Consider the following 13,569-nt stretch of genomic DNA (forward strand, 5'->3'; position numbering starts at 1 on the left):
ATCACGACTCCATTGTCATTACTTCATCGAGGCTAAGCCGCCTACCTTCGGCTGGCGCAATGCCTGCGTAGAAAATACGGCCATTCTCTTCAGAGCGTTTTTTCCACCTTGCTCCTTTTCGATTAACCAACCAATCAACAAACTGATCATACTGAGGCTTACTTTGTAGTCCTTCTACTTTCAATTTTTCTTTAATAATTGAAGCTGCAACTTCTGATTGTTCGTCTACTTGCCAGTGTTTACTGAAAATAATATCAAAGTGTTCAAAGTACTGCTCTGTCAGTGCTTTTACATCATTATCTGTATCAGTTTGTATGCGGTAGTTGTCAGGACAACGTTCTTCGTAACATTGCTCTGCATAAGCTAAAAAGCCTGATAACTCCGCCTTCAACCTTTCCTTCACTGTTGGGTCAGGTTTTTCGTCCACCATAGGCGAAATGCTTATATACAATAGACGACTGGTCATGAAATTATCACTAGTGACTTCTGGTGAGAAATTTGAGCATATCCACATTCTGGCATTTAAGTAAGCAGTGTAAGCCTGCTTGCCTTTACGCTCTATCAGTACAGGATCAGATCCTGCACTTGCCAGTGTTTTAAATTCTTCGCTAGACAAGCACTTGCGGTTGCTAGCATCGGGATAAATCACTAACGCTGCATGTTCAAAATGACTATTTAGAAACCGCTTTTCATTCGAGTTTATCGATGCGTTGGATATGGCGTTGTGAGCAGGCCCATAGAGTTCTTGCCCAATAATACGGGCAATTGCCGATTTTCCTTCTTCGCCATTTTCGCCATGCATCCATAACATTTGTCGCCCTTGATAGTTGCCAGTGTAGACACCGTACTGCCATGCGGCAAAAGCAATTGGGTCGCTCATTCTGTCAAGTATTCGCTGCCATGTGGGGAATTCCACGTTTGGGTCTGGAAAGTATTTGCTGCGATGCAGACACCAATTATCATCACCAGGCAACCCCATGATAACTGGCTCGGCAACTAACTCGGTATGATTGAGCCAATACTTAACCAATTCATTAGCTTTGCGTGGTGGTAGTGGAACACCTAACTCCTGTAACCAACGAGTCGATATTTCACGCGCAAGTATTTTATCAATTTCCTTTTCTAAGATAGGTTGCAAGGTCTTATCTTGCTCTGAAATAACTTCATAAGTAACTAGTTGCCCATTGACTTCGCTTTGTTTGAAGTTGGATAGAAAATAGCTCGCCGCATAGTGCATCGAGATAGGGTTGTCGCTATTTAACTCGGGAGATATAACACTGGACTCGAGTCCCGACTCAGCTATTGCTAGCTGAGCGGGAGATAACGAATCATAAATCGCTTTAGGTATGCAATCGAGCGCCTCGTCCCAAGGAATGCCTTTTCTGGCACACTCTCGTTTTGCAATTAACAAGCTATCAGTGTCATCACGCTTTAATGTGTGTAGACGTTCCTGAGTATGCTTCGTTATCTGAGCCATTACGCAACCTCGTCGTACGCATCAATATGACAGAAGCTAATCCATTGGCTGAATTCCCTGCCATCATTGCCCTTCACCTTTTTACTACGGACTATGTAGGTGTCTTCTTCATTGATACCAAACTCTACAAGGTAGTCATGTACCAACTTGCCTTGACCATCAAAAATGACACCTTTTTTATCTCGCCACTCGGACGATTTAGTATCAAGGTACATACTCTGCCAACGTATTTTTACGTAGGGGTTGTTGTTTTTCGAAAGAGCTTCGAAGTACTCAACGTTGCGAATTTTTACAGGTCGCTCAGCGTCGTTGAAGCTGGTCATACGGTCTTTAACTTCCTCTAAGGTTAGCGGCCTTTCGTCGCTAGTTATGTCGGCAGTAGCGGCTTCAACCTCAACTTGGTTCGCGTCTTGGTTGATACCTGCTTCGATGGCGGCTACTAGTTTTGCTTTATTAAAAGTCATGGTGATTACCCTCTTGTTGACTTTGTGCCTAATTAACGTAATTAAGCGGTTAAGTTTGCCTAAATCGGCGGTTTCTAGGCGCAGCTGTCCCTTACTCGATTTCAGAGCAGCTGCGCGGTTTTTATTACGGATTAAGTTTGTTAAACGGTACGCTGGAGCGTTATTCGTCTGGATTGCCAATTAACGCTAGGTAGTGGTCTAAATGTTCAATCGTAAAGTCACGCTTCACCATGTCGGTAAAAAGCTTTTCGATTAACAGCACATCATTGGTTTGCGTCATGTCTTTATGCCAGTAGACACTGATTTCCAGATCGTTAGCACCTTCTATGCGCTCACCGTCTTCGTCGAGCTGATAACATAGGACAATGCTGGTTAACTCAGTAGAATCTAAGTGGCTTAAGTCATACAACTTCTGACCTTGAAAGTAAGTATCGATGACTTGAAGCCCTTCAAACTCGCCATTTAGCTGAGGCTCTAGGATTAATGCTATCCACTCCCAGAATGTCATTTCTAACGAAATGGGCGCGGAAGTTAACTTTAACCTTAGCTTATTGGTGTCAGGGTTAGCGGTTAACCAATACGGTTCAAGTATTTGACGTAGCGGTTCGCCAACAATTGACACCATAGCTTCATAAGCGGCTTCTGATTGCTCAAAGAAATTGCTTACGGCGTTAATGTTGGTAGGGTCAGTGTTTAGTGTAGATTGTGTCGTCATTTTGTATCTCCTTAGATAACGTTGTTTGCTTTCGACAGGGACACATCTTAGAGATTTGAAAAATGACAAGTAGTGTGACTGCCCATTGTTAGGTGGGCAGCTCGGATACTTATTTTTATGAAGAGTTAATCTAGAGGTACTAAGTTTTCTTTAACAAGCAGCGGAACGAAATCGATAAAATGTAATCCTTCATATTGTTTATGAGTTCGTTTGTTACTGGGAGGGCCTTTCAATATTGCAGTTGACGGTGTTTCGGGTTGGTTTTTAAAATACTGTTTAAGTTTGCTGTCATCCATTTTTAAATAACCTTTGTTAGCTGCGTCACTATTTACATAAACTTGATTGTTAATTTCTTCAGCCAAAGCCCCCACTGGAACATATGCTTCTATACTCCAAACCTTAAGTGCTATTTCATAGACTTTGTCTGCATATTTTTCTCTCTTTGCTAAATCTTTCTGTTGTTTTGCTCGGGCTTTAACTCGGTTACTTAAGCTAATGTTATGTTCTTTTTTAAGGCGATCGCGGTGTATTTCCACATAATGATCGCCACATAAGTCTAGATAGGCAGTAGCGTAACGAGCAATTGTGAGAGCTTCTATTGCTTGTTTGTATAAATTAAGTATCAGCGCGTTGTCGGTAGCTGATAGGTTTAGCACTTCAATGCATTGGATTAATACGTAGATGGCTAAATGAGTGCTTTCTATAACAGGTTGGTTGGTGTCAATATAAGCCTTTAATCCGCAACTTAAGCCACCAAGTTCCATAGCTTTCGTTTGGTAGTATTCGTCATTCATTCGGTCATCATCAAAACCAAGGTTCTTAATCCCTTCTAATTGCTCAAACAACATTTCCAAGGTTTCAGAATCCGGTTCTTCATCACCAAAAATAATAGATAACGCATCGTCAATTAACGGAATAAAGTGATCCCGTTGATTAGTTAATAAAGCTTGCTTGATTTGCTCTAAGGTGGTGGTTTTATCGATGATGTGTTGCAGTGAATACAAGTTTCAGCTCCTATAACTGGTGGTGTTGGAAATGCTTAGTTGATTGATCCGATTGATTAAATCTGCTTGCATTTAATACGGGATGAATAGCAGCTGCATGATCTTAAATCCATATACTGTATATACTCCAGTATTTTGTTTTTTTATTAATTAATTTTTTAGTAGTGAGGTTTTTTAGTTAAAACTCGCTTTGTGTGGAGTATATGAAGTATGCCCCAGAGGTCGCGGTGATGGGAGTTGGAACAACTCACGTACACCTGTTGGTTGGATACAACCAACATATTCTTAATAATTCCTGTGGGCTTGTTTCTTCTTGATCTTTTGGTAATACGTTGACGCACCTGCTGGGGTTAAACCACAGGTGCTTATAAATGCAGCAATAATATCTTTCCGCTTGATACCATCCTGAAGCTTCATTTTTAAGTAAACTTGAGTGGCTTTATCCATCTTGGTTTCAGGTAAGTCTTTCTTTGTTTTGACCATAACTATCTTCAATAAATTTTTATTTCAGTATCTACAAGGCACAGGAAATCAGACAACAGTTGAAAATTAACCAAGTCTTGCTGATGATAAATTTATCAATTTGCGAGGTGGAACTGATGATAGAAAAGCAAATACGGCTACCAAGTGGTCAACTGATTGGGCGAATTACTGATGTTGGCAATCGTATTGAAGCAAGAAGAACGGACGGTGTATTACTTGGCTGGTACTGTAAAGCTTCAGGTAATACTCGTTTGGCAAATGGACATTTATATTGTTGGGGTAATGGGGTTCAAATGTTACTTTGAACCCTTAGCCTTTTTGTCAGCTTTCACTTTGGGTTTACGAGTTAAAGTTGTTTGAATCGGCGATTGATTTGAGGCTTTAACACGATATTCCAAGTAAATAACATGTTCTCCCGATTTCTGATCGAACAATTGTTTAACCCGCTTCAGTTTAGAATTACCGTCAGATTCAAAACCAAACAATTTATCAAGTATATACAGCGCTTTATTCCACCAGCCAACGGATGATTCATGTAAAACATCGTTAAGCAACATGGTTACCTCCAATTGGTTGTAATCGTTCCAAAATATCACGTGCTTTGGCTGTAATATCTTTTCGTTCTAGGTGGGCGTAGATTTGCGTTGTCTTGATATCTGTGTGACCTAGCACTTCTTTTACCTCATACAAATTTAGACCGGCTTGAACCAAGCGACTTGCACAGGTGTGACGCAAATCGTGAATTTTAAAATTTTCAATGCCAGCACGTTTGATCGCAGCTCTAATACCCTTGGCTTGATAACCTCTTGGTTGACCTTTTGAGTTCGTAAATACAAATTCTTCAGACAACCGATTTTCGAATCGACGTTTAAAAATTTCTTTAACTCGGTTTGTCATGTAGATAATAGATTCGTTCCTGACCTTTGGTCGCCATAAGTTCAATGTACTTTCTTTAATATTTATTGAATCCCACTTAATAGCAGCAATTTCTGAGTATCGCGCTCCAGTATCAAGAAGGCAGACAACCAAATCGTAATTATCTTGATATCGACGGTTTTCTTCCGCAGTTCTGTACTCATAATCGGGGCGAAACGGGCGTTTACGCTTAGGATCTAATTCGGTAAGCAACCTTGCTTCTTCTTCGTGGGATAAGTAACGTAAGCGATGCTTAGGTAACTTAATTTTAGGGAACGATACTTCTTTCACACTGTAACCATGCTCTTTAGCCCAATTTACAGCACTTCTAATGGCCTGAAAATTATGTTTAATAGTTTGTGGTGCTATACCTTCCTTTTCACGCGACACCTTAAATTTAGTTAAATCTGAGTCACGAATCTGGTCTACATAAACATCAACATTAACTCGCTCGGTTACTGTTTTGACGTTGGTAAATGCATAGTTTTGGCTTCCAGTACCTTGTTTTTCATCAAGGTATCCATTCAGAGCTTCGCGCAATGTAATTCTTGGTCGCTCTCCTAATTCGTCAATCTTATGCAGTTCATCTCTCCATTCTCGCTCCATACGTTCCGCTGTTCGCTTATTTGAAGTTTTTGAACTTTTACAGTAGGTTTTTCCGTTAAAGTTAAACTGGATGTAGTAGTTACCAACACCGTTTCTTTTAAATACACTCATAATCATAAATCCTATTAAATTGACTCGTACCAAGTCATACAGCTTCATAGCTATTTATGTTTGAGTTCAACAGGCTTACCAGATCTCGGCGAAACTTTTATCCTTGTTCAGTGCCAAGTTAGGTTGTTAATTGTTATTGAGAATTTCAGCTGCTTGATTTGCTACAGCATTTTGCTCCAAGTGAGAATAGCGCTGTGACATTGAAATATTTGAGTGCCCTAAAAGTTTAGAAACTGCAAATAAACTCATGCCATTTTTTACTAATTTAGAAGCCGTTGTATGACGAATGGAGTGAGTGCAAAATCCATCCAAACGAAGTTCTTTATATACGTTTTGAATAGATTTAGGTGTAGTTCTGCGTAAGCCACCTATTTTTGATGGGAATACGAGTTCTTTTTGGGAGCTTGATTCATATCGGCGTTTTAAAATATTTAATGAGCGTTCTGTAAGTTTCAGAACAGATGCCGTATTTGTCTTAGTTCGCCACAAGTGAAGTTCAGCTGCTTCTAAATCAACAGATTCCCAGTGTAATTGTTGGATTTCATTTAATCTAGCCGCAGTATCCAGCAATAAAACGACCAGATCATAGTCATCTGGATTTTTGTTCAGTTTCAATCGTTCGAGTAGCTGAACTTCTTCCTGATTAGACAAGGTTCTAGTTCGTTGATTATTAACACGTAGTTTAGGTATTACGAGATTTTCTGGTTGCAAGTAACCGGCTGATTTTGACCAATTAACAACCCCTTTTAAAGTGGTAAGCATTAACCTGATAGTGCCTTCTGTAACCCCATCTTTGCGTCTAAGCGATACTAACCTCGTTAAGTGACCACCATTTAAGCCATGTAAATCAGCTTGGAGTGAATACACACGCGATAGTTGAGCATTCAGCGCTCTAATCTGTGTATCAAGGTTTTGTTTATTGACCGAGCCACTCTTGCTAGTTGCGTATTCCAGTATTGCTTCAGCTAAAGTGATAATCGGTCTATCACCTAATACGTGCTGCCTATACAGCGTTTCTCGTAGTTGACTCTCAAAGCGCAATGCTAGTGACTTTTTAGTAGTTTTAGTACTGCGAATTACCGTCTTGCCGTTGATATTGATTTCACAGTAGTAGAACCTTGAATTCTTACGTTTATAGATGGACATGCATTACACCCTGTTTAAACAATTATGTATACCGTCCAGCCTTTGAGGGTCGTTTACAACATCTACAACCATCTAATAATTGAAGGCTACTCAATAGGTTAAGCAGCAAATTTTTTAGTTGGCATCCTTTTGTTAGTTATAAATTTAGTTTTATTTGCGATCGCGAGATATAATGTCTCGGACGTGAAGGAGGAGAAGAAATGAGTTCAGTAGTACATTCGAAAATAGCAAACATAGCAGCATCTCTAGGCTTAGAAATGCAGCTTGACTTGGATTTTGACTCAATAATAAAGAATCTCAATGATCTAGATCTAAAAGCAGATTGCACTCTGTTTTGCGGTGACAATATAGACGTCTTGGCATCGCTGTATGAATCACAGCAAAATAACGTTGATTTTTGCTATATAGATCCCCCCTATAACACGACTAATTCATTCATCTACAATGATACTAGGGTGAGTCAGCAGAGCGGCTTATTTGGCTCTCATTCTTCATGGATGTCATTTATGTTGCCAAGGCTTGTTTGGGCGCGTGAACTTTTAAAAGACACAGGGATCATCACTGTTAGTATTGATGATTATGAACAGCCTTATCTAAGAATTCTTCTTGATACTATTTTTGGAGAAGATAATTTTATCGGTAATATAGTTGTTTGCAGAAGCGTGAATGGAAAAGGTAGTAAAAAAAATATAGCGGTGAACCATGAATATGTCCTTGTATACGGTAAATCTAGCAAAAGCAAAATACTTGGAATGGCTGATGACACTTCAAAATATGATAAAGAAGATGAATATGGGCGCTATAAAGTGGATGGTTTATTTAGGAAAAAAGGTGACGCTAGTAGACGAGAAGACCGGCCCAACATGTTTTACCCACTATATTACAATGATGAAGGAAAAGTATTTACAGAAAATACTACGGGCAATCTAAAAGAAGTATATCCTCTTGATAGCAAAGGGATAGAGCGTCGCTGGCTCTGGGGTAAAGATAAAGCGAAAAATGAGGCTTGGAAGCTATACGCTAGTCCAAATGGTGTCATATATGTTAAAAACTATAGTACAGCAGAAAAGAGAACCAAAATAAGAAGCTTGTGGAGTGATAACCGATATTTAACAGAAAGAGCCACCAAGCAAATAAAAGACATTTATGGAGATAAGGTCTTTGAAACCCCGAAGCCCATTGAGTTAATCGAAGACCTTCTGTTTTCACACACTTCTGATAGTTCGTTAATATTGGATTTTTTTGCTGGAACAGGCACCACAGCTCATGCAGCACATAATTTGAACTGTATCGACGGTGGTAAACGCAAAGTCATTTTAGTTGAGAAAGACGAATCTATAGCGCCATCCCATATCGCAGCAAAAATGGGATTTAATCTTATATCAGACATCACAGAAAAAAGGCTAAAACACATTTCTAATATTGATACAAATTACAAATTTTCTGTACATACTATTTTATAGATAAAGCCCTCCTTTCTCTGGCAAATCAAGCTCTGACATTTCAGAGCTTTTAAATTAGAACAAACCCCACTAAAAAGTAGCTCTTTACGCATCAATTGCAACGCGATAACATCCTGATATATTTTACTTTATCAAGGAATGAAATTTTGCAGTATAGCCGGTTAAACAGAGTTAATAAAAAATATACACAAGGTAGTATTAGAAAGCGTATTGAGCAGTTCTTCTTAGATAATTTGGGAGTAATTGTAACTAGAGAGCAAATTCAACAAGTAGCCACCAACCCAGATACAGGTCTTGTTCCTGAGAATTGGCACCAGCGACTTTCTGAATTGAGAACAGACTTAGGTTACACAGTATTGTCATGGAGAGATACAAAGGATCTAACTGTTAGTGAATATGTCATGCCAAACGCTGAAAAACGCGAAACGGCTAAAAGCAGAAAAGCAATCAATAAAAAAATAAAAGCAGATCTACTTAAGCTTAACCCCATTTGTTCTCATCCTGATTGCAACCTGAAAGAAGGTGATATAGACCCAATAGGCGGTGGTACTGTTAAACTACAAGTTGATCATAAGACTGCGCATGCTGATAATGATCAGGGTGAACACACATTAGAAAACTTTCAATTACTTTGTGGTAGACATAATGTAATTAAAAAGAACTTTTGGGATGATCAAACAGGTAAAATTAACACTATAGCTATTTTACAAGCTATTCCAGAAAAAGATAAAATGCTCGCCTTAACTTGGTTAAAGGGATACTTCAAAGAATAATATTTTCTAACTCAGTAAAATATTTTAGGAATCGCGATGGTTTATAAGTCCGAACAAAATACAATTGAAGATGCATTAGAGCAGGCTGAATTTGAAGAACGTGCAGATTATTTAGAGTTCGAAAAGCTTAACGATTGGACTGTAACTAGTAAGCACTTCGACAATATTCAAAAGAAGTTAATCCAAGTTGGTGCAAAATTAATTACAGGTCCAAGGGGAACTGGCAAAACACATCAAATGCGCTTTGCTCATTACTCTTGTGTAAATGACAAATCCAAACCTTTGTCAATTTACGTTACTTTCAACCACTATTTGCGACTAGAAACCTACCTTCATGAAAGCTCGAACGCTATAAGCATATTTCACTCATGGGTGCTGGCAAAAATAGTCATAGCTTGCTTCGAAGAATACAAAATATTACCCCACAATATAGAGTTCACCGAGTCGGATTTAAGAAGCTTTATTATTGATATTGAAAAGCAGAATTACTCTGAAGAATATAAAGAATTAGTTTCTTTTTTAAATGTCAGAACCGTTCAGGATTATATAGAAAGCGTTCTGTCTCACACAAATCGAAAACGAGCTATTTTATTATTAGATGACGCGGCACTTACTTTAACCAACGACTATTTAGTTGAGTTTTTTGATATTTTTAGAAGCTTAAAAAGTACAAAAATTTCACCAAAAGCAAGTGTTTACCCCGGTTCAACTAAATATGGCCCAAGATTTCACTTGGGGCAGGATGCTGAAAGAGTTCCGTTATGGCTAAATGTTTCTGACCCTGAATATATTGATTTCATGAAGGCCGTTATTACTGCAAGGTTTAGTGATAATCTAACAATAGAAGATGACATGAAACAACTTTTAATGTTCTGCTCTTTTGGAATACCAAGAGCTTACATTATGTTTATTAGGTCATTCATTGAATCTGATCGGAAAACTGCACAATCAAAGTTTAATTCAATACTTGAAGAAAAATGTAAAAATATCATTGAGGAATATAAATCTATATCCCAAAAGCTGAGTCAGTTTACTGGAATTATTAACGTTGGAGAGACGTTTATAAACTCAATTCTCAGTGAAGTAAAAGCTTTTAACTATGAGAAGACTCAGTCAGTGGAAAAGGTCATATCGATAGGTATATCGGATATCGATAACAAGGCCGAAAGAATGATTAAGTTTCTTATTGAAGCAGGGTTACTTTATGAGCAAGATGAAGTTTCCCATGGGCCTGGAAGAAAGCTTCGAAGGTTCATTCCACATATATCGTTGTTAGTTAATACAAAATCACTAATTAAGAGTCGGGGCTTTAAAGCTTCTGACATATTAGATGTTTTAAACAACAAAAAGCCACCGCAACCCGTAAGACGTAAGTTTAATAAATTACTTTCAAATGATGACATTTCCTCATTAGTTTTAAATTTACCTCCATGTCCTTCATGTCAATCGCAAAGAATTGCTGAAGGACAGAAATTCTGTCATATCTGTGGCAGTGAATTGGTTGATGGTTCTATTTTTAAAAAGTGTATGAGTCAAAAATTATTGGAAATTCCACTTACGCCTTTTCAAAAGAGAGTTATTACAGAAACTCCGTATGAAACTATCGAAGACGTAATATCTTCAAGTGATACTGCAGCCGAGCTTAGACGCATAAAGGGAGTTGGGAAGGTTCATTCAGAGAGAATCGTTAACAAAATAGTTTCATGGACCAATGAGTTTTTATATTAATGGCGAAAACAAAACAAACATTCAACCCATCAATATCTGGCACACGAAAGTCTTCAAGCATAAAGTCTATCAGTTTCTTCGATAATGAATATATTGAGGAAGATAAGTCTCCGATTGATCTGTTTAACGCTAAAAAGCAAAATAATTTAAGGTTATTAGGAGCTTCTCTATTAGACCCTACAACTGGTGCTTATACGTCACTAGCTGCAGAAAAAAGCGCTGAATGGCAACAACTTTCAAACTTACTAATTCTAGGTTTCGTATCCTCTGTAGAAAGTTATTTCCGCTGCGTAATTAGGCGCTTAATATCAATCGACGAACATAGCCGAAAGCTAAGCTATAAACACATGCTTCCTTATGGTGCAGCGATGTATCATCATACATCTTTATTGCCTGAAGCATTACTAGAAAGTACTTCATTTCATAACAGTAAAAATATTAAAGAAACTGTCAACAAATTTACCGGTATTAGCCTGAATGATAACAAGTATAAAGAACTCGCAGATATATTTGATGAATTCGATATTGTAGGACATCTCAGACATTGCGTTGTCCATCGTTCAGGACATTTAGGATCTACTAACGCTATGGCTCTCGGGTTGGATGAACATTACATATACCTAGAAAAACCAATACATGTAGATTTACCAGCTATACAAGAGATTGGGCTAGTTTGTGAAAACCTAATACGAGTTGTAAATGACGTGCTATTTGCTGAAGTTTTACTACGAAGTTCGAAGTATTTCGATTGGACTGGTGACCTTAGAAAAGACAAAAAGAATTTTGCATTATTTTTTAACTTATTTTCGCCAGAGTCTGCTGATAAAGATAAAAAGCTTAAGTCATGTTATATTGAGTTTATTAGCGTTACAAACGCGAAAGTAAAAACTCGATAGATATACTGATCACACCTTTACTTATAAAGTATAAGTATGCCTTGCTCAGAAAGCCCTGTAAATCCATATAGTTAGTTGGATTGAACTATGTGCTATTAGGGAATGTGTTAGCTGAAATTAGATTGATACTCTATATACTGGAGTATTTTGAACTATTTTTGAATTAACTTAAGATTTAAATAAATTAAAAAAACAAAAACGTTAGGTATGAAGTATCATCACTGCGTGTTTTGGATTGATGATATTTTATTAACTAAAACTAGCGTTATTACAGATAACTGTACGATATTATTTATGATAAACATCATCATTATCTTAAACGAAAGGTGCTGCCCTTGGCTTGTGAACGTTATTAAACTTGCTGCAAACGTTATAAAAAGACAAACAATTGATACTTTATAGAGGGAAAAAAACACTTCTGCATTTCCATCTTCAAGCCACCGTTTGAAGAACTTATACTTCTGTAATGAAAATAGAAAAGTAGCCATCGCCGCAAGGAAGCCAAGCATTGTGAAGCTAAAACCTGCAACAATAGTAGCCAATGTTCTTATGTCTGTGAAACCTAAGCTGATACTATATTTGGCTTTTATAAGAAAATAAATGAATCCAATAATCACACCAATTGCGGGAGAGAAATAAACCCACTTTTTAAGCTTTGTGATTTCCGTCTTTCTCATTGCCCCCCCCTAAGTCATCAAAAGTATTTTGATCATTAGCAGATACAAGGTTAGCATCAATATCTGTCTTTGCGTTCGTCAGGTTGCTTATAAAAGAGTTATATAAAGTCTGGAGTTGAGCATTTGAGTCAAACTTTTCACCTATCTGATCGGCAAGAGACTTACGTTTAGCGGAAGGCGACAATTTATCAGAAAGAGCGTTCTCATTATCCAGCCAATAGTCCATCAACTGACCTTTGAGTTCGCTGTGTTTCGCTTTAGCACCAATTCGAACGATCCCAGATTTATCTTTTTTATTTATAATTTTCTTTAAAGCTTCTTTGATATTTCCCTGCGTTGACTCTACAGTAATCTTAAACCCACCAATGCCAGAATTCGTATCTCCAAAGAGTTCAGAAAGTATAGCTTTACCAGAACCATTGTCAGCATCGACATCAACGAAGATGCTATTCACAACCTCCATTTCTAGTAAATCTTTTTTAGTCGCGTTGGAGGATAAAGCGGAGAATTCAATTTCGTAATCGTTTAACCCTAACTTCTTTATCAAGTGATTAAAGTAGTCTGCAAAAGTATCAATTCTTGGACAGCTAATCCCACTAGCGATTGCTAAGATAGAGCGATCAGATGAAAGGTGGATGTGGGAAGTAAAAGCAACTTTTTCGTTATTATGCAACTTGTCTTTGATGTCACCAACTGAAATACTGTTTTCATTTATCCGCTTTAACAAGTCATTATTATTGGTTTTCAAAAAATAATACGTATTTTTATAACCGTCTATTTTGGCTAGGTAAAGTTTTTCATCGCCATATTTAAAGCTACCTTTTAATGCATTATTGTTGGACTTACAATAAGCACTCAAAAGACCAGAGATGTTGTGAATTAGTTTCTCTTGCGTTGATATTTTCCTTATAAAATAAGAGAAGTAATACAGCTTCATTAGCAACATCCATATATAGTTTAATAGTGATTAAATCTGGTACGGAATAACTTACCATATCTCCAAAAAAATGTAAGCACCTGCTCTTTTGGAAGAAAAACTTTAAAAAGTACCGAACACATACAAACCTCGTTACGAATTCGGTACTACAAGTCTAAAGGCCACATCAAACTT

At 37.6% G+C, this 13,569-nt stretch carries 15 protein-coding genes; 5 read left to right on the forward strand and 10 right to left on the reverse strand.

The features are described 5' to 3' along the window. Nucleotide 1: 1 nt before the first annotated feature. From J8Z25_RS01785 to J8Z25_RS01805, 5 genes are all read right to left on the reverse strand, one after another. Nucleotides 2-1,477, reverse strand: a complete 1,476-nt coding sequence (locus J8Z25_RS01785) for a DUF5906 domain-containing protein (protein ID WP_250661577.1) — start codon at nucleotides 1,475-1,477, stop codon at nucleotides 2-4. After that, on the reverse strand, nucleotides 1,477-1,941 hold the full coding sequence (locus tag J8Z25_RS01790; protein ID WP_250661578.1) for a hypothetical protein: 465 nt from the start codon (nucleotides 1,939-1,941) through the stop codon (nucleotides 1,477-1,479). Before J8Z25_RS01790 ends, J8Z25_RS01785 begins: the two co-directional genes overlap by 1 nt. Before the next feature lie 160 nt (nucleotides 1,942-2,101). Beyond that, nucleotides 2,102-2,656 (reverse strand): hypothetical protein, encoded by a 555-nt coding sequence (locus J8Z25_RS01795; RefSeq protein ID WP_250661579.1) that lies wholly within the window; start codon nucleotides 2,654-2,656, stop codon nucleotides 2,102-2,104. 125 nt (nucleotides 2,657-2,781) lie between these two features. After that, nucleotides 2,782-3,660, reverse strand: coding sequence for a hypothetical protein (locus J8Z25_RS01800; protein WP_250661580.1), 879 nt, complete (start codon nucleotides 3,658-3,660; stop codon nucleotides 2,782-2,784). Between the two features lie 285 nt (nucleotides 3,661-3,945). Continuing rightward, nucleotides 3,946-4,143: a hypothetical protein gene (locus J8Z25_RS01805; protein WP_250661581.1), complete on the reverse strand. Its 198-nt coding sequence runs from the start codon at nucleotides 4,141-4,143 to the stop codon at nucleotides 3,946-3,948. Nucleotides 4,144-4,259: 116 nt separating this feature from the next. Between J8Z25_RS01805 and J8Z25_RS01810 the strand changes: the two genes are divergently transcribed. After that, a complete protein-coding gene (locus tag J8Z25_RS01810; protein WP_250661582.1) occupies nucleotides 4,260-4,448 on the forward strand; it encodes a hypothetical protein in 189 nt (62 codons plus the stop codon). Here J8Z25_RS01810 and J8Z25_RS01815 read toward each other — a convergent pair. The 3 genes from J8Z25_RS01815 to J8Z25_RS01825 all read right to left on the reverse strand — a co-directional run bounded on the left by J8Z25_RS01815 (nucleotide 4,440) and on the right by J8Z25_RS01825 (nucleotide 6,921). Then, a complete protein-coding gene (locus J8Z25_RS01815; protein WP_250661583.1) occupies nucleotides 4,440-4,700 on the reverse strand; it encodes a hypothetical protein in 261 nt (86 codons plus the stop codon). The genes J8Z25_RS01810 and J8Z25_RS01815 overlap by 9 nt on opposite strands. Continuing rightward, on the reverse strand, nucleotides 4,690-5,775 hold the full coding sequence (locus tag J8Z25_RS01820; RefSeq protein ID WP_250661584.1) for a tyrosine-type recombinase/integrase: 1,086 nt from the start codon (nucleotides 5,773-5,775) through the stop codon (nucleotides 4,690-4,692). The genes J8Z25_RS01815 and J8Z25_RS01820 overlap by 11 nt, the downstream gene beginning before the upstream one ends. 126 nt (nucleotides 5,776-5,901) lie before the next feature. Further along, nucleotides 5,902-6,921, reverse strand: a complete 1,020-nt coding sequence (locus tag J8Z25_RS01825; RefSeq protein ID WP_250661585.1) for a tyrosine-type recombinase/integrase — start codon at nucleotides 6,919-6,921, stop codon at nucleotides 5,902-5,904. Nucleotides 6,922-7,121: 200 nt separating this feature from the next. Here J8Z25_RS01825 and J8Z25_RS01830 point away from each other — a divergent pair, with 200 nt between their 5' ends. The 4 genes from J8Z25_RS01830 to J8Z25_RS01845 all read left to right on the forward strand — a co-directional run bounded on the left by J8Z25_RS01830 (nucleotide 7,122) and on the right by J8Z25_RS01845 (nucleotide 11,781). After that, entirely contained in the window at nucleotides 7,122-8,384 is a 1,263-nt protein-coding gene (locus tag J8Z25_RS01830; protein WP_250661586.1) for a site-specific DNA-methyltransferase, read from the forward strand. 146 nt (nucleotides 8,385-8,530) lie between these two features. Beyond that, nucleotides 8,531-9,157, forward strand: a complete 627-nt coding sequence (locus J8Z25_RS01835) for a KpnI family restriction enzyme N-terminal domain-containing protein (protein WP_250661587.1) — start codon at nucleotides 8,531-8,533, stop codon at nucleotides 9,155-9,157. Between the two features lie 36 nt (nucleotides 9,158-9,193). Further along, nucleotides 9,194-10,885 carry an ORC-CDC6 family AAA ATPase gene (locus J8Z25_RS01840; protein WP_250661588.1) on the forward strand — a complete coding sequence of 564 codons (1,692 nt, stop codon included), beginning with the start codon at nucleotides 9,194-9,196 and terminating at the stop codon, nucleotides 10,883-10,885. Further along, on the forward strand, nucleotides 10,885-11,781 hold the full coding sequence (locus J8Z25_RS01845) for a hypothetical protein (protein ID WP_250661589.1): 897 nt from the start codon (nucleotides 10,885-10,887) through the stop codon (nucleotides 11,779-11,781). Before J8Z25_RS01840 ends, J8Z25_RS01845 begins: the two co-directional genes overlap by 1 nt. A gap of 218 nt (nucleotides 11,782-11,999) precedes the next feature. Here the strand turns inward: J8Z25_RS01845 and J8Z25_RS01850 are convergent, their stop codons facing one another. Both J8Z25_RS01850 and J8Z25_RS01855 read right to left on the reverse strand, forming a co-directional pair. After that, a complete protein-coding gene (locus J8Z25_RS01850) occupies nucleotides 12,000-12,458 on the reverse strand; it encodes a hypothetical protein (protein WP_250661590.1) in 459 nt (152 codons plus the stop codon). Next, on the reverse strand, nucleotides 12,430-13,395 hold the full coding sequence (locus J8Z25_RS01855) for a RexA family antiphage protein (RefSeq protein WP_250661591.1): 966 nt from the start codon (nucleotides 13,393-13,395) through the stop codon (nucleotides 12,430-12,432). The genes J8Z25_RS01850 and J8Z25_RS01855 overlap by 29 nt, the downstream gene beginning before the upstream one ends. Nucleotides 13,396-13,569 lie beyond the last annotated feature (174 nt).

This window comes from Pseudoalteromonas sp. SCSIO 43101 (assembly GCF_023650775.1).
Lineage (GTDB): Bacteria > Pseudomonadota > Gammaproteobacteria > Enterobacterales > Alteromonadaceae > Pseudoalteromonas > Pseudoalteromonas apostichopi.